Source organism: Nocardia sichangensis, assembly GCF_047200615.1.
GTDB classification, from domain to species: domain Bacteria; phylum Actinomycetota; class Actinomycetes; order Mycobacteriales; family Mycobacteriaceae; genus Nocardia; species Nocardia sichangensis.
Genome location: NZ_JBJZOK010000003.1, coordinates 360775 through 379011, shown reverse-complemented (window position 1 = coordinate 379011; position 18237 = coordinate 360775). Strand labels below are relative to the sequence as shown.

18 protein-coding genes are annotated in these 18237 nt (G+C 68.0%); 12 read left to right on the top strand and 6 right to left on the bottom strand.

All coding sequences use genetic code 11. The features are described from left to right. Window positions 1-392: 392 nt before the first annotated feature. Window positions 393-971, top strand: coding sequence for a hypothetical protein (locus ACL03I_RS06135; RefSeq protein ID WP_412805330.1), 579 nt, complete (start codon window positions 393-395; stop codon window positions 969-971). Window positions 972-1019: 48 nt separating this feature from the next. Beyond that, the gene (locus tag ACL03I_RS06130; RefSeq protein ID WP_412805329.1) at window positions 1020-2084 is read left to right on the top strand and encodes a hypothetical protein; all 1065 of its coding nucleotides are present in this window, start codon (window positions 1020-1022) and stop codon (window positions 2082-2084) included. Window positions 2085-2094: 10 nt separating this feature from the next. Here the strand turns inward: ACL03I_RS06130 and ACL03I_RS06125 are convergent, their stop codons facing one another. Next, window positions 2095-2769: a TetR/AcrR family transcriptional regulator gene (locus ACL03I_RS06125; RefSeq protein ID WP_412805328.1), complete on the bottom strand. Its 675-nt coding sequence runs from the start codon at window positions 2767-2769 to the stop codon at window positions 2095-2097. Between the two features lie 220 nt (window positions 2770-2989). Here ACL03I_RS06125 and ACL03I_RS06120 point away from each other — a divergent pair, with 220 nt between their 5' ends. The 4 genes from ACL03I_RS06120 to ACL03I_RS06105 all read left to right on the top strand — a co-directional run bounded on the left by ACL03I_RS06120 (window position 2990) and on the right by ACL03I_RS06105 (window position 8013). Beyond that, a complete protein-coding gene (locus tag ACL03I_RS06120; RefSeq protein WP_412805327.1) occupies window positions 2990-4525 on the top strand; it encodes an amino acid permease in 1536 nt (511 codons plus the stop codon). Window positions 4526-4598: 73 nt separating this feature from the next. Further along, a complete protein-coding gene (locus tag ACL03I_RS06115; RefSeq protein ID WP_412805326.1) occupies window positions 4599-5351 on the top strand; it encodes a DUF1989 domain-containing protein in 753 nt (250 codons plus the stop codon). Beyond that, the gene (locus ACL03I_RS06110; RefSeq protein ID WP_412805325.1) at window positions 5348-5962 is read left to right on the top strand and encodes an urea amidolyase associated protein UAAP2; all 615 of its coding nucleotides are present in this window, start codon (window positions 5348-5350) and stop codon (window positions 5960-5962) included. The genes ACL03I_RS06115 and ACL03I_RS06110 overlap by 4 nt, the downstream gene beginning before the upstream one ends. Beyond that, window positions 5959-8013, top strand: a complete 2055-nt coding sequence (locus ACL03I_RS06105; protein WP_412805324.1) for a 5-oxoprolinase/urea amidolyase family protein — start codon at window positions 5959-5961, stop codon at window positions 8011-8013. The genes ACL03I_RS06110 and ACL03I_RS06105 overlap by 4 nt, the downstream gene beginning before the upstream one ends. Window positions 8014-8250: 237 nt before the next feature. Here ACL03I_RS06105 and ACL03I_RS06100 read toward each other — a convergent pair whose 3' ends face one another. Further along, window positions 8251-9402 carry an epoxide hydrolase family protein gene (locus ACL03I_RS06100; RefSeq protein WP_412805323.1) on the bottom strand — a complete coding sequence of 384 codons (1152 nt, stop codon included), beginning with the start codon at window positions 9400-9402 and terminating at the stop codon, window positions 8251-8253. 62 nt (window positions 9403-9464) lie between these two features. On the opposite strand from ACL03I_RS06100, the gene ACL03I_RS06095 reads away from it, so the two are divergent. The 3 genes from ACL03I_RS06095 to ACL03I_RS06085 all read left to right on the top strand — a co-directional run bounded on the left by ACL03I_RS06095 (window position 9465) and on the right by ACL03I_RS06085 (window position 11748). Beyond that, entirely contained in the window at window positions 9465-10415 is a 951-nt protein-coding gene (locus ACL03I_RS06095) for a helix-turn-helix transcriptional regulator (RefSeq protein WP_412805322.1), read from the top strand. A gap of 131 nt (window positions 10416-10546) precedes the next feature. Continuing rightward, the gene (locus ACL03I_RS06090; RefSeq protein ID WP_412805321.1) at window positions 10547-11323 is read left to right on the top strand and encodes an SDR family oxidoreductase; all 777 of its coding nucleotides are present in this window, start codon (window positions 10547-10549) and stop codon (window positions 11321-11323) included. Beyond that, window positions 11320-11748, top strand: a complete 429-nt coding sequence (locus tag ACL03I_RS06085; protein WP_412805320.1) for a TetR/AcrR family transcriptional regulator C-terminal domain-containing protein — start codon at window positions 11320-11322, stop codon at window positions 11746-11748. The genes ACL03I_RS06090 and ACL03I_RS06085 overlap by 4 nt, the downstream gene beginning before the upstream one ends. A gap of 116 nt (window positions 11749-11864) precedes the next feature. Here ACL03I_RS06085 and ACL03I_RS06080 read toward each other — a convergent pair whose 3' ends face one another. Further along, entirely contained in the window at window positions 11865-12338 is a 474-nt protein-coding gene (locus ACL03I_RS06080; protein WP_355074748.1) for a MarR family winged helix-turn-helix transcriptional regulator, read from the bottom strand. Between the two features lie 37 nt (window positions 12339-12375). On the opposite strand from ACL03I_RS06080, the gene ACL03I_RS06075 reads away from it, so the two are divergent. After that, window positions 12376-13584: a GDSL-type esterase/lipase family protein gene (locus tag ACL03I_RS06075; RefSeq protein WP_412805319.1), complete on the top strand. Its 1209-nt coding sequence runs from the start codon at window positions 12376-12378 to the stop codon at window positions 13582-13584. 1 nt (window position 13585) lies between these two features. On the opposite strand, the gene ACL03I_RS06070 is transcribed toward ACL03I_RS06075, so the two are convergent. Continuing rightward, window positions 13586-14197 (bottom strand): TetR/AcrR family transcriptional regulator C-terminal domain-containing protein, encoded by a 612-nt coding sequence (locus ACL03I_RS06070; RefSeq protein WP_355074752.1) that lies wholly within the window; start codon window positions 14195-14197, stop codon window positions 13586-13588. 72 nt (window positions 14198-14269) lie between these two features. Between ACL03I_RS06070 and ACL03I_RS06065 the strand changes: the two genes are divergently transcribed. Together ACL03I_RS06065 and ACL03I_RS06060 are read left to right on the top strand one after the other, a co-directional pair. Then, window positions 14270-14827 carry a peroxiredoxin-like family protein gene (locus ACL03I_RS06065; protein ID WP_412805318.1) on the top strand — a complete coding sequence of 186 codons (558 nt, stop codon included), beginning with the start codon at window positions 14270-14272 and terminating at the stop codon, window positions 14825-14827. Window positions 14828-14847: 20 nt separating this feature from the next. Next, window positions 14848-15297, top strand: coding sequence for a DUF1772 domain-containing protein (locus ACL03I_RS06060; protein WP_355074755.1), 450 nt, complete (start codon window positions 14848-14850; stop codon window positions 15295-15297). Window positions 15298-15371: 74 nt separating this feature from the next. On the opposite strand, the gene ACL03I_RS06055 is transcribed toward ACL03I_RS06060, so the two are convergent. Continuing rightward, window positions 15372-16964 (bottom strand): MFS transporter, encoded by a 1593-nt coding sequence (locus ACL03I_RS06055; RefSeq protein WP_364428615.1) that lies wholly within the window; start codon window positions 16962-16964, stop codon window positions 15372-15374. A 608-nt stretch (window positions 16965-17572) separates the two neighbouring features. Then, the gene (locus ACL03I_RS06050; RefSeq protein ID WP_412805317.1) at window positions 17573-18148 is read right to left on the bottom strand and encodes a Uma2 family endonuclease; all 576 of its coding nucleotides are present in this window, start codon (window positions 18146-18148) and stop codon (window positions 17573-17575) included. Between the last annotated feature and the right edge of the window lie 89 nt (window positions 18149-18237).

The window sequence follows — 18237 nt, the reverse complement described above, 5'->3', positions numbered from 1 at the left end:
TGTCCGGGAGGGCGGCACTGTGGCACTGCCGTCACCCACAGCTGAGTCCGGCGCTGTCAGGCATTGGATAGAGACACCCCGGGACAGGTACCGTCCGTCCGGAATGGTTGTGGTCGAGTCCATTCGGGCGTGTGTCGGTCCGGGTAGGCGATGACCGGAAGCGAGACGCGATGACTTCTCCGCTGCGGAACGATCCTGATGTGCATCTGTCCGTGTTCCTGCACGGCGTCCGGCTCGACTTCACGGCCTGCCTTACTGCCGCGTTGACGTTCATCGAAGACCACCGGAAACGCCACTACGTCGACGCGGCGCACATACTCCCTGATAGTGCCGAGGGCTGGCCTAGGTTACCGAACGAGAAGTTGTACTTGGAGCGATGAGGTTCTTGTCCCGTGACCGGTGTACGCGCGACACTGACCTGTTCGGGCCATGACGAGAAGGAGCTGGGCGTGGGGAATGACGAGCAGTTGACCATGGATCTCGGCGTACCCGTCGAGCAGACCGAATGGGGTAAATGGGTCGACCCGGACCGCCGCGCGGCGCAGGTCCAGAAGTTCATGGACTATGCGGGCATACGCGAGATTCCTTCGGAGCCGTGGCCGGAAGACTCAGCGGAGGTTGAGCGGCTCGATTCGATCGTTGCCGAGCTCTTCCCGGACTTGGCTACCGCGATGGCCCCCGAGAACGCTGACATGGCTGACGCCTTCATATGTTTCCTGGGCGAACTTTTCATCAGGTTCGCAGGCGCACACTGGGAGTCTTATAAGTGGTTCGGGCGCGAAAATTCATTCTACGACCACATCAATCCACTGCTCGAATACGGGTTCGACACCGACGGTGACACCGCATACGGATTGATGAAACTCATGATCGAGGACTACGACCCGGCGGATGAAGGAATGTTCTCCGGTATAGCGGAGATGCTGCGCGAATTCGCCGAAGAATACTCGTCGTCACGTAACGACAGGTAGCCGTAAACCTCTTATCTGACTAATTCAAGAATTCGGGGGGGTGCTGTCATGCCTGATGAGTACGACAGGATCCGAGAACATTTCGATAACCCGGCTCGCGGGCGGATTTTCGAGAACGGCCTGGAGCACCTCTTCCATGACCGTCAAAACGGTTATGTGCAGCAACCGGACCGGTACACCACATCGCTGGGTCCACGACATTACGACAAAGCCAAGGCCGACGAGCAAGGCCGGGTTCACGCCATCGAAGACAAATCGGGTCGGACCGGTAGCAAAAACGACCTCCGGGAGCTGCAAAAGGATCGCGAGCTACTCGCGAAACGCGAGATCGAATCGCTCCTGATTCGGACCGTCGCGGGTGAGCAGATGTCGCCGAAATACGAGAAGTCGCTGATCGCGCTGAAGCAGGAATTCGGCAACAGGGTGATTCACCAAGAGTTGACGCGGGAACAGGCCCGTGCGGCATTCGCCAAGGGGTTGGGCCGCGAAAAGGACGCTCGCCAGCTCGAATTGAAGACAAGATACGAGCTGAACCGTGCCAACCGCGCCCGCCAACGGCTACCGAAGATACGTGAAATCATTCGGGCGCGAGAGCGAGCCGAGGGATTTCGGAAGGTGCAGCAGTTCCGCAAGGCCGCCGAGCGTGGCCGGGCGGAAGCCCCGCGGCGAGCCGAACACGCCAGACAGGTCCAGGAGCAAGCCGAACGAGCCAGGCAAGCACCCCAAGCGCCGGAAACCGAGAGTGCACGGGTTGCACGTGCGGCAGCCGAGCGGGTCGCGCGGGAATTCCCGGCACCCGAGCAGTACCGGGAACGACCAACCGCCGACACCGGAGAACGGGCGGCCCGGGAGGCGGCCGAGGCACGTGCGGCAGCCGACAAGCAACGTGCGACGGCCGAGAAGGAACGCGCGGCAGCGGAGAAGGAACGCGCGGAACATCTGGCGCGGCTGCAAGCGCGCGGAATACCACCGGAGGTGGTGAAGATTCTGGGGCTCGGTCAAGCGGAACCGCCGTCGGCGGCGGTGCGGGAGTCGCCGGGTCATGCTCCGTCGGTCGTGCGGGGCTATTTGCACAGCCAGGATCGGAGCCGGGGGATCGAGCGCAATCGGTAGCCGTACCGTGTCATGGGTTGGGCATCGCCAGGTGGTCCAGCAGCACGATCGCCTCGGCCCGGATCGGGTCGAGATCTCCGGGCCAGCCGAGAGTGCGCAGTACCGCCCCGGGGATCGTGCGCTCGGCGTACCTGGGCGCGGCTCCTTCGTCGGAGCGAATGCTGATCACCGTCTCCACCAACCGGAACGGCAGCAACTGCGTACCCGGCACGCTCACCGCGCCGACCTCGGCCAGCACCTGCGCGGCCAAAGTCTCGTAATGTCCGCGCAATTCGTCGCGGCGCAGGCGGAAGGCGGCGAAGCGCTCGGTGCGCAGTTCCGGGAGCAGGTACAGCGCACCGAGATTCCAGCGGGACGCACATAGTTGCCGCACGTCGAACAGTGCCAGCGCGTACAACCGGACCGGCACTGGTTCGGACGCCGCGCGCAGGCGCTCGGCCAGTTCGATCGGGGCGGCGACGGTTTCGGCGAGCAGCGCGTCGAGGATGTCGTCCTTGGCGGCGAAGTGGTGGTAGAGCGAGGCCTGCCGGATGCCGACGGCGTCGGCGATAGCACGGGTGGAGGTGTTGGCGTACCCGTTGGCGGTGAACAGTTCGCCTGCGGCGTCGAGGATCTCGGCGCGCGGCGTCGATCCGCGCCTGCGTCGCTGTTCGAGACGCGGCCGTCCGGGCCCGAGGTTTGCCACGGGTTCATTCTGGCAGGTCGGCGCGGGGAAGCTCCGCCGCGGTGGTCGTGCGCACAGCTCGCCGACGGCGGGCGGTGCGTTTTCTGTCATTTGATAGAAATCCCCGCAACACAGAAGTTACCGAAGGTCTCGAAAGCGATACACGCAGGTCACCGAAAGCGCGATCGCGGCGGCAAAACTGTCGTCTGATAGTTATTGGCCGCACGCCGAAGGACCGCCCATGGCCACCACGCTCGCCCAGACCCCGCCACCCGACCTGACCGGCGACAGCGCCGACCTCGCCAGGTTCGGCTATCAGCCCGTGCTGCACCGCAAGCTCGGCCGCTACGCCTCCTTCGCGGCAGGCTTCTCGTTCGTCTCCATCCTGACCACGATCTTCCAGTTCTTCGGCTTCGGCTATTCGTTCGGCGGAGCCGCCTTCTTCTGGACCTGGCCGATCGTGTTCGCCGGACAGTTCCTCGTCGCGCTCAACTTCGCCGAACTGGCCGCGCGCTACCCGATCTCGGGCTGCATCTACCAGTGGTCCCGGCGACTCGGCGGCGAACTCGTCGGCTGGTTCGCGGGCTGGATGATGATCATCGCGCAGATCGTCACCGCCGCCGCGGCGGCGATCGCCCTGCAGGTGGTGCTGCCATCGATCTGGACCGGATTCCAGCTCGTCGGCACCGACACCGCGCTCACCTCGCCGTCCGGCGCGACCAACGCCGTGCTGCTGGGCAGCATCCTGCTGGTGGTCACCACGCTGATCAACGTGATCGGCATCGACCTGATGGCGCGGATCAACTCGATCGGCGTCACAGTCGAGATCGTCGGCGTGCTGGCGATCATCGCGCTGTTCTTCACCCACACCGAGCGCGGGCCCGGCGTGGTACTGGAGACCGACCAAGCCGCGCCGGGTCCCTACTGGGCCGCGTTCCTGGTGTCGGGATTGATGGCGGCTTACGTCATGGTCGGATTCGACTCCGCGGGTGAGCTTTCCGAGGAGACCAAGAACCCCCGCCGGGTCGCGCCGCGCACCATTCTCACCGCGCTGTCGGTCTCGGCGCTGGGCGGCGGGCTGATGCTGCTTGGCGCGCTGATGGCCGCGCCGAGCCTGTCCGACGGCGCGCTGGCCTCCGACGGCCTGGCCTACGTGCTCACCGCGAAGCTGGACAGCCCGGCGGGCAAGGTGCTGCTGGGGTGCGTGGCGGTCGCGATCACCGTGTGCACCTTGGCTATCCAGACCGCGGGCTCGCGGCTGATGTTCTCCATGGCGCGGGACGGGAAGCTGCCGTTCGCCCGCAGGCTCGCCGCGGTGCACCCGCGTTACGGCACGCCGGTGCTGCCCGCGATCGTGATCGGCGCGCTCGGCATCGGCCTGCTGGTGCTGAATCTCGGCAACGCCGCGATCTTCGCGACGCTGGCCAGCGTCTGCATCGTCACGCTGTACCTGGCCTACCTGCTGGTGACGGTGCCGCTGTTGATCCGCCGGTTCACCGGCCTGCCGGACGCGGGCACCGACGCGCGGCTGTTCGGCCTGGGCCGGTTCGGCATTCCGGTCAACGCGCTCGCCGTGGTCTGGGGCATCGCGATGGTGGTGAACCTGGCCTGGCCACGGGCGGAGGTATACGCCCCGGCTGGCGGCGGCTGGTGGATGCTCTGGGCCGCACCGCTTTTCGTGCTGCTGGTGCTCGCCGTCGGCGTCGTGGTGCACCGCTTCGTGGTCGGCTGGTCGCGCGGCGTCACCGCGGGTGAGCCCGCACCGCAACCGGCCTGAGCGCCTTCGATGCGGCGGCGCGCTGCCAGGCACCGCCGCATTCCCCCACATTCGGTATCCGAAAGGAATCATCGTGACAAGCACTGCGGACACCTCCGGCGCGCGAGCGCACGCACGGGCGCAGGCCGCGGCGGCGACGATCGCGAATCCCGCGCTCCCCGCCGACATTTCCGCCTCGAAGATCACCTTCGCCCAGCGGATTCCGGCGGGCGGTTACGCGAACATCGCGCTCGGACGCGGCACCCGTGTCCGCCTGTCCGACCCGCACGGCGCGGCCTGCGCGCACCTGCTGCTGGTGCGCGCCGAAGCGCCGTGGGAGCGCCTGAACGTCGCCGACACGGTCAAGGTGCCGTGGCAGGCGTACCTGGGCGGCGGTCACCCGCTGCTGTCGGACCAGGGCCGTGTGCTGGCGACCGTACTCGCCGACACCTCCGGCCACCACGACACGCTCTGCGGACCCACCGACCAGGCCCGGCACTCGCTGCGCCTCGCGGGCGCGAAACACGGCCTCGAGCCCCGCGACATCGGCCCGACGGTCTCGTTCTTCCGTGGCGTGCGCGTGCGGCAGGACGGCGCGCTGGTCTCGACCGGCAGCGCCGCCCCCGGCTCCTCCGTCGATCTGCTCGTGCACCTGCCGGTCACCGTGCTGGTCGCCAATTCCGCACACCCGCTGGACGACCGGCCCGCGACCGACCTCGACCTCGTCGCGTGGGCCGCACCGGAAGACCTCGCCGCACCCGGCAACGAGGACCCCGAATACCGACGGGCACTGGAGAACACCGAACAAGCCTGGACCGCCGCGCTGACCTTGGAGGCAACCGCATGACCACGGCACGCACCATCGTGCTCGACGAGACCGTCCCCGCCCGCTCGCCCTGGTCGGCGGTGGTCCGGGCGGGCGAAGACCTGGAGATCATCGATCTGCACGGCAACCAGGCGGTGGACTGCCTGCTGTACTCGGCGGCCGATCACTCCGAACGCTACAGCGCGCAGGCCACGATCACCGCCCAGCGCAACATCTTCCTCACCACCGGCAGCGTGCTGCGCACCGACACGGGCACGGCACTGATGACGGTGGTAGCCGACGAGGTCGGCAACCACGACACCATCGCGGGCGCGTGCTCGCAGGAATCCAACACTCTGCGCTACGGCCACCACACCCGCCACCAGCACGCCTGCGTGGAGAACTTCCTCACCGAGGCCTTGCGCTGGGGCCTGGGCAAACGCGACCTGGTGTCGAATATCAACTGGTTCATGAACGTTCCGGTCGAGGCGGACGGCACGCTGGGCATCGTGGACGGATTGTCCGCGCCGGGCAAACGGGTCACGTTGCGCGCCGAGATCGACACGCTGGTGCTGGTGTCGAACTGCCCGCAGATCAACAACCCCTGCAACGGCTTCGACCCGACCCCGGTGCGCATGGTGGTGTCGCGATGACCGTCGCCGAGCTACCGGTGGCCCGGGTCGCGCAGGACGAGTCCGCGCGACCCGGCCGGATCGAGGTCGTTCGCCCCGGCATGCTCACCACCGTGCAGGACTGGCCGGGCCGGGTCGGGTATTGGCACATCGGCGTCCCGCCGTCGGGGCCGATGGACGATCTGTCCTTCCGTCTGGGTAATCGCGCGCTCGGCAATGCCGAGGGCGCCGCCGGACTGGAATGCACCCTCGGCGGCCCCGCGCTGCGGTTCACCGCACCGGGCTGGGTCTGCGTCACCGGCGCTCCGGCGGAGGTGACCGTGGACGGCGTCGCCGCGCCGCAGTGGCGGACGGTGCGGGTGCCCGCGGGCGGTGTGCTGGACGTGGGCGCGGTGCGCGGACCGGGGATGCGCTGTTACGTGCTGATCGCCGGCGGTATCGACGTGCCCGAATACCTCGGCAGCGCAGCCACCTTCACGCTCGGCCGCTTCGGCGGCGGCACCGGCGCCGCGTTGCGCGCCGGAGAGTCGCTCGCGCTCGGCACCCACCACGGCCGCGTCACGGCGGCCGTGCCGATGGACGAGCAACCCGTGCTGGCCCGGCGCTGGGAACTCGCCGTCACCGAGGGCCCGCACGGTGCGCCCGAGTTCTTCACCCGCGCCGACTTCGAGACCGTCGTCGGCACCGACTACGAGGTGCACTTCAACTCCGACCGCACCGGCGTCCGGTTGATCGGGCCGAAACCGGAATGGGCCCGCACCGACGGCGGCGAGGCGGGACTACACCCGTCCAATATCCACGACACCCCGTATTCCGTCGGCGCGCTGGACTTCACCGGTGACACGCCCATTCTGCTCGGTCCGGACGGACCCAGCCTCGGCGGTTTCGTCTGCCCGGTCACCGTCGTGGCGGCCGACCGCTGGAAGCTCGGGCAGCTCTCGCCGGGCGACCGCGTGCGATTCGTGCCGGTCCGCGGTGACCGAGCGGCCTCGATCCGGGAGCTCGGGCTCGCGCGCCGGGCCGGGTGGCCGACGGTGCTCTCGTCGGGCGGCGACGGCGACGACGGCGTGTTGCGCCGTTGCGAAGCCGACGACGAGACCGCGGTGACCTACCGTCGCGCGGGCGACGACGGCGTACTCGTCGAATACGGCGCCATGACCTTGGATCTGGGCCTGCGCGCCCGCGTGCACGCGCTGCACCAGCACCTGCTCGCCGCCGGAGTGCGCGGCGTGACCGAGCTGACCCCCGGCATCCGTTCGTTGCAGATCCGGGTCGACCCGCACGTGCTGTCCGTGACCGCGCTGCTCGACCTGCTCGCCGAGACGGAGGCGCAGTTGCCCGCCTCCGCTCAGCTGGTGGTGCCCAGCCGGGTCGTTCATCTGCCGCTGTCCTGGGACGATCCGTCCACGCGCGAGGCGATCACCCGCTACATGCACGGTGTGCGCGCCGATGCGCCGTGGTGCCCGTGGAACATCGAGTTCATCCGCCGCATGAACGGCTTGGCTTCCGTCGCGGACGTCTACGACACCGTGTTCGGAGCCGAGTACCTGGTTCTCGGCCTCGGCGACGTCTACCTCGGCGCGCCGGTCGCCACACCCACCGATCCCCGGCACCGGTTGGTCACCACCAAGTACAACCCCGCCCGCACCTGGACGCCGGAGAACGCGGTCGGCATCGGCGGCGCCTATCTGTGCATCTACGGCATGGAAGGGCCGGGCGGATATCAGTTCGTCGGACGCACCACGCAGGTGTGGAATCACCGAGCCGGTGCGGGCCCGGTTCCTCCCGGCGCCGACCGGGCCGCATCGGGGGTCGAAACACCCTGGCTACTGCGGTATTTCGATCGGATCCGCTGGTATCCCGTCGAAGCGGAGGAACTGCTCGACCTGCGCGCCGACTTCGCCGCGGGCGACGTGCGGGTGCGAGCCGAGGACGGCGAATTCCGCCTGGCGGAGTATCGGGCGTTCCTCGCCGAGAACGCCCGATCCATCGACGCTTTCCGCGCGAAGCAGGCGGAAGCGTTCACCGCGGAACGCAATTCCTGGCGCTCGGCTGGTGAGCTCACGGGTTGAGTTATGAGCGCAGGGGTCGCGAACTATGTGTGCTATCTGCGCAGGAGCTCACGGGTTGAGTTATGGCGCAGGGGTCGCGAACTATGTGTGCTATCTGCGCAGGAGCTCACGGGTTGAGTTATGAGCGCAGGGGTCGCGAACTATGGGTGCTATCTGCGCAGGAGCTCACCGATTGAGTTATGAGCGCAGGTTACGAACTGCGTGTGATTTCTGCGCAGGAGCTCACCGGTTGACTCGTCAGCGCAGGTCGCGGAAGAACTCGCGGATGTCGGCGGTGAGCAGCGCGGGTTCCTCCATGGCGGCGAAGTGGCCGCCGCGATCGACGTCGTTCCAGCGCGTGATGGTGTTGGCTTCCTCGGCGTAGCGACGAATGCCGACGTCGTGGGCGAAGACCAGCACGGCCGTCGGCACGCCGGAGTTGCGCTTCGGCTCGCCCCACGGGGCGTCCTGGGCGTAGCCGACATGGGCCGAGGAGCCCGCGGTGCCGGTGAGCCAGTAGATCATCACGTTGGTCAGCAGCCGATCCCGGTCGAGGATCTTGTCCGGCTCGACGGCCCGTGGATGGGTCCACTCCCGGAACTTGTCGATGATCCAGGCCAGTTGCCCCACCGGAGAATCGGTCAGTCCGTAGGCCAAGGCCTGCGGGCGGGTGGACTGGATGGCGACGTAGCCGTACTCCTCCCGCATGAACGCCTGCATCCGCCGGACGCGATCGCGCTCCAGTTCGGTCAGGCTCGCCAGCTCCGCCTCCGCGCGCGGCAGCGGCGGAAGACCCGGCGCGCCGTTGACGTGCACGCCAACGACCCGATCGGGCACCGTTCGGCCCACCTCCGGGCTCACCGCCGCTCCTATGTCGCCGCCTTGCACGCCGTATCGCTCATACCCCAGCCTGCGCATGAGCTCGGCCCACGCCGCGGCGATCCGCGTGATGCTCCAGCCCGTCTCGGCGACCGGGCCGGAGAACCCGAATCCCGGCAGCGACGGGATGACGAGGTGGAACGCGTCGGCCGGGTCGCCGCCGTGCGACCTCGGATCGCTCAAAGGCCCGATGACGTCGAGGAATTCGGCCACCGAGCCGGGCCATCCGTGGGTCAGCAGCAGCGGCAGCGCGCCGGACTCGGGCGAGCGCACGTGCAGGAAGTGGATGGTCTGCCCGTCGATCTCCGTCGTGTACTGCGGATAGGAGTTGAGTTGCGCTTCGGCCGCGCGCCAGTCGTATCCGGTACGCCAGTGGTCGACCAGCTCGCGCAGCCACGCGGTCGGCACACCGGTGTCCCAGTCGTCCCCGGGCAGGGGGGCAGGCCAGCGGGTCGCGTCCAGACGGGTACGCAGGTCGTCGAGTTGCCGCTGCGGGATTTCGATGCGGAACGGAGTGATTTCGTCGGTCATGTCATCGACGGTATGGCCTGCCTAGGACAGCTTCCGCCCTAGCTTTCGGGCAGACTTTTCCCATGTTGGAAACCTCGGCGCGCCTGCTTCGTCTGCTGTCGCTGTTGCAGACCCCGCGCGATTGGACCGGCGCCGCACTCGCTGAACGACTCGGTGTCGACGTGCGCACCGTCCGCCGGGACATCGACAAGCTGCGCGCGCTGGGCTACCCGGTGGACGCGACACCGGGCGTGGCGGGTTACCGGCTCGGCGCGGGAGCGAAGCTGCCGCCACTGCTCCTGGACGATGACGAGGCGGTGGCGGTGGCACTCGGCCTGCGCACCGCGGCGGGCGGCACCATCGCGGGCATCGAGGACAGTTCGCTACGCGCGCTGGCCAAGCTCGAGCAGGTGCTGCCCGCACGGCTGCGCCATCGTGTCGGCATGCTCCATGAGGCCACCGTCGCAGTGCCCGCGGGCGGCCCGACCGTCGACCCGGACGTGCTGACCGCTGTCGCGGTGGCCATCCGCGACCACCACCGCCTGCGCTTCGACTATCGCGCCCACGACGGCGCCACCTCGCTGCGCGTCACCGAACCGCATCGCCTCGCCCACACGGGCAGGCGGTGGTACCTGATCGGCTGGGACGTCGACCGCGCGGACTGGCGCACCTACCGCGTCGACCGCCTGCGGCCGCGCATCCCCACCGGTCCCCGCTTCGCCCCGCGCGAAGCGCCCGACGCGGACCTGCCCGGGTATCTCTCCCGCGGCGTGTCGACCGCGCCGTACCGCTACGCGGCCCGCATCACCCTGCGCGTCGCCGCCGAAGTGGCCGCCGAGCGGATCGCCCCGACCGTCGGCGTGATCGAGGCGGTGGACGCGGAAAATTGTGTGCTGCGAACGGGTTCCGATTCGCTGGACGAATTGGCGATCTACGTCGCCGGCTTCGGCTTTCCCTTCCGGGTGCACGAACCGCCGGAACTCGTCACGCACTTACGCGAACTCGCCGCGCGCCTCGGCGCGGCGGCCGACTGACCCGGCTCAGACGGTCACTATCGCGGTCAGGAGTGGTGCCCGGCACAGGTGTCACAGTCCGCGCCCGCACGTCGTCGTCTCGGTGAAGCGATGGGAACGTCCCATCGGCACCGACGAGATCGGAGACAGTCATGACCGCGAAGATCCTGGTCACCGGTGGCACGGGCACCCTCGGCCGCGAAGTGCTCCCGCTGCTGCGCGCGACCGGGGCCGACGTGCGCGTGTTGAGCCGCACCGAACGTCCGTCGGACGGCGGAGTCGAGTTCGTCGCGGGAGACCTGCTGCGCGGCACCGGCATAGATGCCGCGGTGGCGGGTGTCGGCACCATCTTGCATCTGGCGGGCGACGCGAAGGGCGACGACGTGGCCACCGCGAATCTGTTGCGGGCCGCCACCGCCGCGGGCGTAGGGCACATCGTCTACATCTCGGTCACCGCCGCCGAACTGCTCCCGATGACGTACTTCCGCGCGAAGTTCGCCGCCGAGCAGGCCATCGCGGAGTCGGGTATCCCGTGGACCACACTGCGTGCCGCGCAATTCCATGATTTCGTGCCGAAGCTGGTGGACACGATGCTGAAATCGCCGGTGCTCCCGGTGCTCGGTGGGGTGCGCCTCCAGCCGGTGCACGTGCGCGAGGTGGCGGCCCGGCTGGCGGAGCTGACGCTCGGCGCGCCCGCCGGACGGGTCCCGGATCTGGTCGGGCCCGAGGTGATCGGCATGCGCGAGCTGATCCGCGACTACTTGGCGCTGCTGGGCAAGCGGCGGGCGTTGCTGACCGTCCGGGTGCCGGGCAAGGCGGGCCGGGTCTATCGCGCGGGCGGAAATCTGGTGACCGACGGCGCCGACGTCGGCGAGCTGACCTGGGCGGATTACCTCGCGGAACACCGGGGCGCGGTCCTGGCCGGATGACCCGTCACGGCTGCCGACCCGGCTCGGGTGTCGGTGGCGACCAGGCCTCGGCCACCGCCGGGCATCGCCGATCTGGTGGTGGCCGAGATGGCGCTACGGCCATAGGCGGCGATTGGAAGGCCGCGCTGCGTGCCCGGTCGGCGTCCGCCCACGAAGTCTTGTTGCGCCATCCGTGGGCCACCGGTCTGATCGGCACCCGGCTCAACGTCGGCCCCGCGATGCTGCGCTACATCGACGCCACCGTGGGCTGCCTGCGCGCGGCGGGTTTCTCCCTGCCGCAAGCCGATCGCGCCTGGAACGCGCTGGACGGCCACCGCTACGGTTTCACATTGCAGGAGTTGAATTTTCCACGGAACCGGCCGCATACGTCGCTGCGGCACAACAGTTCCTGCCGCGCATCCCAGCCGAGGAGTATCCGCACATGAACGCACTCGCTCAGTTGGTGATCGACGGGAAGCATTCGGGCATCGCCGATTTCGATTTCGGCCTCGACTTGATCCTGGACGGCCTGGAACGGTTGCTCGCCGCGAGCGCCTGACGCTCAGTCCATGCGGAACGTGGCCTCCGGGTTCGCGGTGTCCCGCACGATCCGCAACGCCTCGGACAACGCCGCGAGCTGTTCGGGGGTCAGCAAACCGACGAACCAGCGGTCGACGGCGGCGAGATAGTCCGGCAGCACCTGCGCGAGCCGCGCCGCGCCCGCCTCGGTGAGCACCGCGTACGCGCTGCGCCGATCCCCCGGGTCCAGCTCGCGTTCCACCAGCCCGGCGCGCGCCAGCCGATCGACGAGCCGGGTGACGCCGCTGGTGGACAGCGCGGTCTGCACGGCGAGCTCCGTCATCCGCAGCCGCCGCCCCGGCGAACGGCTCAGCCGCATCAGGGCGTTCAGATCCAGTCCGGACAGACCGTGCGCATTCCAGACCTGCTCCAGCTTGGCGACCACACCGCCGTAGGCCTCGAACAGCAGGCCCATCGTGGTCAGGCGCGGGTCGTCGAACAACTCCGTCACGTCCATACGGGCAACCTACCGGAATGTTTCCCCGCGCGGATAGTTGACACGAGGAATAGGTCGTTGTAGAAATATGCATACGCAATATTCCTCGCGTCAACTAGTGGAGGTTCCCATGTCGCCGACCGCCTGGATCGCCGGATTCCGCTCCGCGGTGATCCGCCCGGACGAACAGATCAAGCTCGCGGAGTCGCGCGCGTTCACCGACCAGACCGTCCGCCAAGTGCTGCATCTCGCGGGCGGCGGCGCGCGGGTGCGGGTCGGGCTGACCAATCGCTATGGGAAAACACCGCTGGCGATCGGCGCCGCCCGGGTCGCCCTGTGCAAGACCGGCAGCGAGATCGTCGCCGAGACCGATGCCGCGTTGCGGTTCGACGGCGCCGAACAGGTGGTCGTCCCGGTAGGCGGCGAAGTGCTCAGCGACCCCGTCGATCTGGCCGTCTCAGCGGGCGCGGATCTGGCATTGAGTCTCTATCTGCCCGGCCCGACCGGGCTGGCCACCTTCTCCCACCTGCCCGGCGAAATCGCTTACATAGCGGACGGAAATGTCGCCGACGAAGCCGCGCTCACCACCGTCGACGAGGTGCCCGCGCGGTTCTTCGTCGCCGGTGTCGACGTTCTCGCGCCCGTGGCGACGCCGGTGGCCGTCGCGTTCGGCGATTCGTGGTTCGAAGGCTTCGGCACCACGATCGGCGCCAACCGCAGGTCGGTGGACTTCCTCAACGCGCGACTGGAGCGGGGCTGGGTGGTCAACCAGGGCATCTCGGGAAATCGGCTGCTCACCGACGAAATCGGCGAGCCGGGCCTGGCTCGTTTCGACCGCGACGTGCTTGCCGTGCCGGGCGTGACGAGCGTGCTGATCAACTTCGGCATCAACGACCTCATCCTGGGCGGGATGGCGGGGCAGCCGCCCGCGACCGCCGAGGAACTGATCACGGGCTTCACCACGCTCGCGCGGCGCGCGCACGCGGCGGGGCTCACGATCCACGCCGCGACCATCGGGCCGTACGGAGGCTGCGTCTACGAGGGCCCGACGGTCGTCGAGACATTGCCGATCCGTCGGCGCATGAACGAATGGCTGCGCGGCACCGATGTTTTCGATTCGGTGTTCGATGTGGCGCGAGCGGTCGAGGACCCGGAGCGGCCCGACTTCATCCGGCCCGAATTCGACAGCGGCGACGGCATGCACCTCAATGACGCCGGCGCTCGCGCCATGGCGGAAAGTGTCGACGTCACAGTTCTTTTCGGCTAGGTCACGGCTCGAGACCACGCAGCACGATCTCGATGCCACCGCGGAATTCGTCGTCGGCCGACATGCCCTTGGCCTGGCCCGCGGTCTGCGCCAGGTGCGGGTATTTCTCCGGGGGCAGTTCGGCCAGCACGATCGTCCCGTGCCCCCGCAGCGGCGCATAGTGCTTGTTCTGGAGGTAGCCGATCAGGAAGGCGATCAGGGTGCGCTGGGCGATGACGCGGGCGCGCCCGGTGAACCCACCCTCGGTGAGCACGGCGAGCAGTGTCTCCATCACGCGCAACGACTCGACCGCCGACTGCCTGCGCCGCAGCACGATCGGCACGGCGGCCGGATGGGCCGAGAACCCGTCACGGATGTTCTCGAGCAGTATCGTCACGCGCTCCCGCCAGTCGGTTCCGGCAGGGAGCGACGTGTCGATCGCGGCGAAGACCTGGTCGGCCACCAGCACCTCTAGTTCGTCGCGGTCGCGCACGTAGCGGTACAGGGCCATGGTGGCCATGCCCAGTTCCTTGGCCACCGCACGCATGGTCAGCGCCGACGAACCCTCGCGGTCGAGCACGGCGAGGGCCGCCGTGGCGAGATCGGCGGTGGTCAGCGAGCGGGGGCGGGGCACGGATTGACAGCGTACAAGCTACGCGCATACTTGTCGTAGGCGTACAAAGTACACCTACGAGAGGAGCCCCTGATGTCGCTGCCGACCGCTGCCCCGGACCGAAAGCTGGTCACCGTCTCCGGTGCGCAGGTCTTGGTGCCGGACCCGGATCGCCTGATCCACCTGCAATTCCGGCGCTTCGCCGGATGCCCGGTGTGCAACCTGCACCTGCGTTCGATCGTCGCGCGCCACGCGGAGATCGCCGCCGCAGGCGTCCGGGAAGTGATCGTCTTCCATTCCAGCGCGGCGGAATTGCGCAAGTACACCGCGGAACTGCCGCTGGACGTCATCGCCGATCCGGACCGGAAGCTCTACCGCGAATTCGGCGTCGAGACCTCGCCTCGCGCGCTGCTCGACCCGCGCGGCTGGCCCGCCATCCTGCGCGGTGTCGCCCACGACGCTTACGCGACCTTGCGCCGAAGGCAGTCCGCCCCACCCGGCAAGCCCGAGGGCGGCAGTCTCGGACTGCCCGCCGATTTCCTGATCGCACCCAACGGACGGGTGCTCGCCGCGAAGCACGGCGCGCACGTCTACGACCAGTGGTCGGTCGACGAACTCCTCGCGCTCGTCCCAGCGGAGCGGCGCGCATGAGAATTGTCGAAAGTCCCCTGGTGGCACGTGTGTTCGCGCTGGTTCCCGCCGGGCTGCTCGCCGGAGCGTTCGGTTACGGCGCGGTGAATGTCCTCTACGCGTTCCGCAGAGTCCCTTTGGATGTGCGCTTCACCTTCCACACCGCGCTGATGAGCGTGAACGGCGTGGTCATGCAAACACTGATGGGTCTGACCATTCTGAGCGCATTGGTGCTGACCGCCCGCTCCACCGGGCGGTCACGCCTGCTCGCCGGGAGCGCGAGTCTGCTCGCCGTCGCCGCGTTCGTGATCACCCGCCTGGGCAACGTCCCGATCAACCAGAAGATCAAGATATGGGCGATCAGCGGCCCACCCGCCGACTACGCCGAAATCCTCACCCGCTGGGAAACCTTCCACGTCGCCCGCACCGCCTGCGCCGTCCTGGCCTTCCTCCTCATCGCCTCTACGACTCTCCTCCCCGCGAAATCATGACCACGAGTGGCACATGGTGGCGAGGTCTTCTCGCGATTCGCCGCACCATGTGCCACTCGCGGTGGTGTTTCCGGCTAGTCCGAACGGGTGCGTCTGCTGCGCAGGTGGTTCACGCCGAAAGCGAGCATGGAGGTGAGTACCGCGACGCATCCGATCACCGCGGCCAGGGCGATCATGGAGTTGAGTCCATCGATCGACGCGGAGGCCGCGATGTGCGACAGGTCCGACGCGATCGGCTGGAACCGCGTGGGCAGCTCGTCGGCCACCGAGCGGCCGGCGCCGGAGCCCGCCGCTTCCAGGAACTGCTCACGCAACACCGGCGGGACGGCTCCGGGCAGCGCGTCGAGCCCGTCGGCAGCGGAACCGCGCGCGGAGTGATTGAACATGGCGCCGAGCCCGGCCACGCCCACCGCGAGGCCGACCTGCCGAAGGGTGCCGAACGTCGCGCTGGCCATGCCCGCGTTCTCGTCGGAGGCGAAGGTGAGTGAGGCCGCCTGGTTGACGGCCGTGATCGCGCCGAGCCCGAGGCCGCCGATCACCATTCCGGGCAGGAAATGCGTCCAAGAGTCGTCGGAACCGAAGTCGCCCATCAGCCATGTGCCCAACGCGACCATGCCCATCGTGACCGGCAGCGAGACCGCGAACGGGACCCGCTTAGCGAAGACCATCGCCAGCGGCGCGCTGATCAGCGCGGCCACGCTCACGGGCAGCAAGCGCAGGCCCATCTGCAACGGCGTGTACCCGAGTGTGTTGATCAGGAACACCGCCAGGTAGTTGCTCGCGGCCATCAGCGTCGCCATGTGTCCGATCGAGACGACGGCCGTGCCGGTGAATCCGCGCTTGCGAATCATGGACACGTCGAGCAGGGGGTGCTCGGCCTTGAACTGCCATGCCGCGAACCCGGCCAGGAGCACCGTGGCGGCGGCGGCGAGCCCGAGCACCGTGGCCGAGGTCCAGCCGAGCGAGTTGCCGCGGGTCAGCGCGAACACACCCGTCACCAGGCCACCGGTGAGCATCAGCGAACCCGGCCAGTCGGCCTTGCGCCCTTCCATGCGCGCCGACTCCGGCATCCGCAGCACGGCGAGCACCCCGATGAAGATGCCGATCGGGACGTTGATGATGAAGATCGACCGCCAGCCGAACTGGGTGACCAGCGCGCCGCCGAGTACCGGACCCGCGACGGTCGCGCTCGCCATGACGGCGCCGTAGACGCCGATGGCCTTCGCGCGCTTGCCCGCGTCGGGGTAGGCCACCGCGAGCAGAGGCAACGCCGTCGCGAAGATCATCGCCGAGCCGACGCTCTGGACCGCGCGCAGGACGTTCAACTGCAAGATGCTGCCGGCCAGCGCCAATGCCAGCGATGACGCGGTGAACACCACCATGCCCGCGATGAAAAGGCGCTTCCGGCCGAACCGGTCGCCGAGCGTGGCGAAGGTCAGCAGCAACCCCGCCATCGGGATGGCGTAAGCGTCGATGACCCACTGCAGTCCGTCGATGGACGTGTCGAAGTCGGCGCGGATATCGGCGAGCGCGGCGGAGACCACGGTCAGGTCGAGCATCATCATGAAGATGGCCCCGCTGACCATGACCAGCACCAGCCCGGCGCGTAGCGGACTTGCGGAAGAGTCGTCCGGCTTGCTGCCGGACGAGGTTGCGATCGTGGACATGTCTTCCTTATGAAGTTCGCGCACCGTCCGCGAATCGCGTGCGGGCGAGTCCATTACGGACCGAAAGGACGGGAAACGCGCGACCGAAGCCGCGCCACCGACACTATCTACGCCCACAACCCCCGTAAATGACGTATCAAGACAAACAATCTCGCGCAGCGACGAGTGGCACATGGTGGAGAGGTCTCTCGCGCTTTGCCGCAGCCATGTGCCACTCGCGGCTGTTGCGGGCTAGGGCTGTTCCAGTACGTCGAAGGGAATAGTTGCCTCGACCGGGTCGTCCAGCAGCAGTACGCGTCGGTGGACTGTGTGGGCCAGGTAGCGGCGGCCGGACCAATCGGGCCAGCCGCCGGACCACACGGCTGTGCACGGGGCTCTGTGCCATCAGTCGCACTACGCGCCCGTCGACGATCTCGATGTCACCGAGCCCGGCAGTCACCCCTTCGGCGAACTGCTCGGCCGTGACACGGAGTACCTGTTGCTCGTCGGGAGCGCTCATAGCGAGATCATTGCAGTTCGAACCGAACCGGACCACGGACTCGGCTGACGATCACCTCCGGCGGCGAGAGGAACCATCACCACGGCGGAAGACTTCCGCTACGGCGAGGTCAGGGCAGGAGGGTGGCGGGGTCGATCGTGAATTCGAAGGGGCTGCGCAAGGTGACGGTGTCGCCGGCGGACACCCGGTGGGTCAGCTGGTAGGTACCGTCGGCACCGAGTTCGTGTGCGAACAGAACGGGAAGCGACTCGCCCGGTAATTGGCCCTTGAAGGTGTTGGGCTCGAAACGCCAGTAGTTGGTGATGCCGGCTTCGGCATAGACCACGGGTTTGACCATGCGGTCCTGCATCGTAGTGGATTTGGACACCACTTCTACCACCAGTTCCACCTGGTGAGCAGGAACCCCTCTTGCGTCGACATCGATCGAGTCGGCCACCACCACGAGATCGGGAATCGGCTCGTCGTCGCCGATCAGCACGCCGACGCCTTCGAGCACCAAGCGGCCAGGAGGCAACACCGCGTCGAGGGCACGTCCCAGCCACCTGATCAGCAACTGATGGCGCGGCTTGGGTGCGGCATTCACGACGAGCTGACCATTCAACACCTCGTAACGCAATCCGTCTTCGGGCATGTGATCGAGGTCGGCAGCCGTCCAGCCGTCGCCATGAGGAACTGGCATCGCCATGAAACCACCTCCAACCTCGTAGGACGATGACGATCGCCGCCGATCGACTCGAGTGTAATCGCGTGGACCGAATTGATTCGAGTCGATCG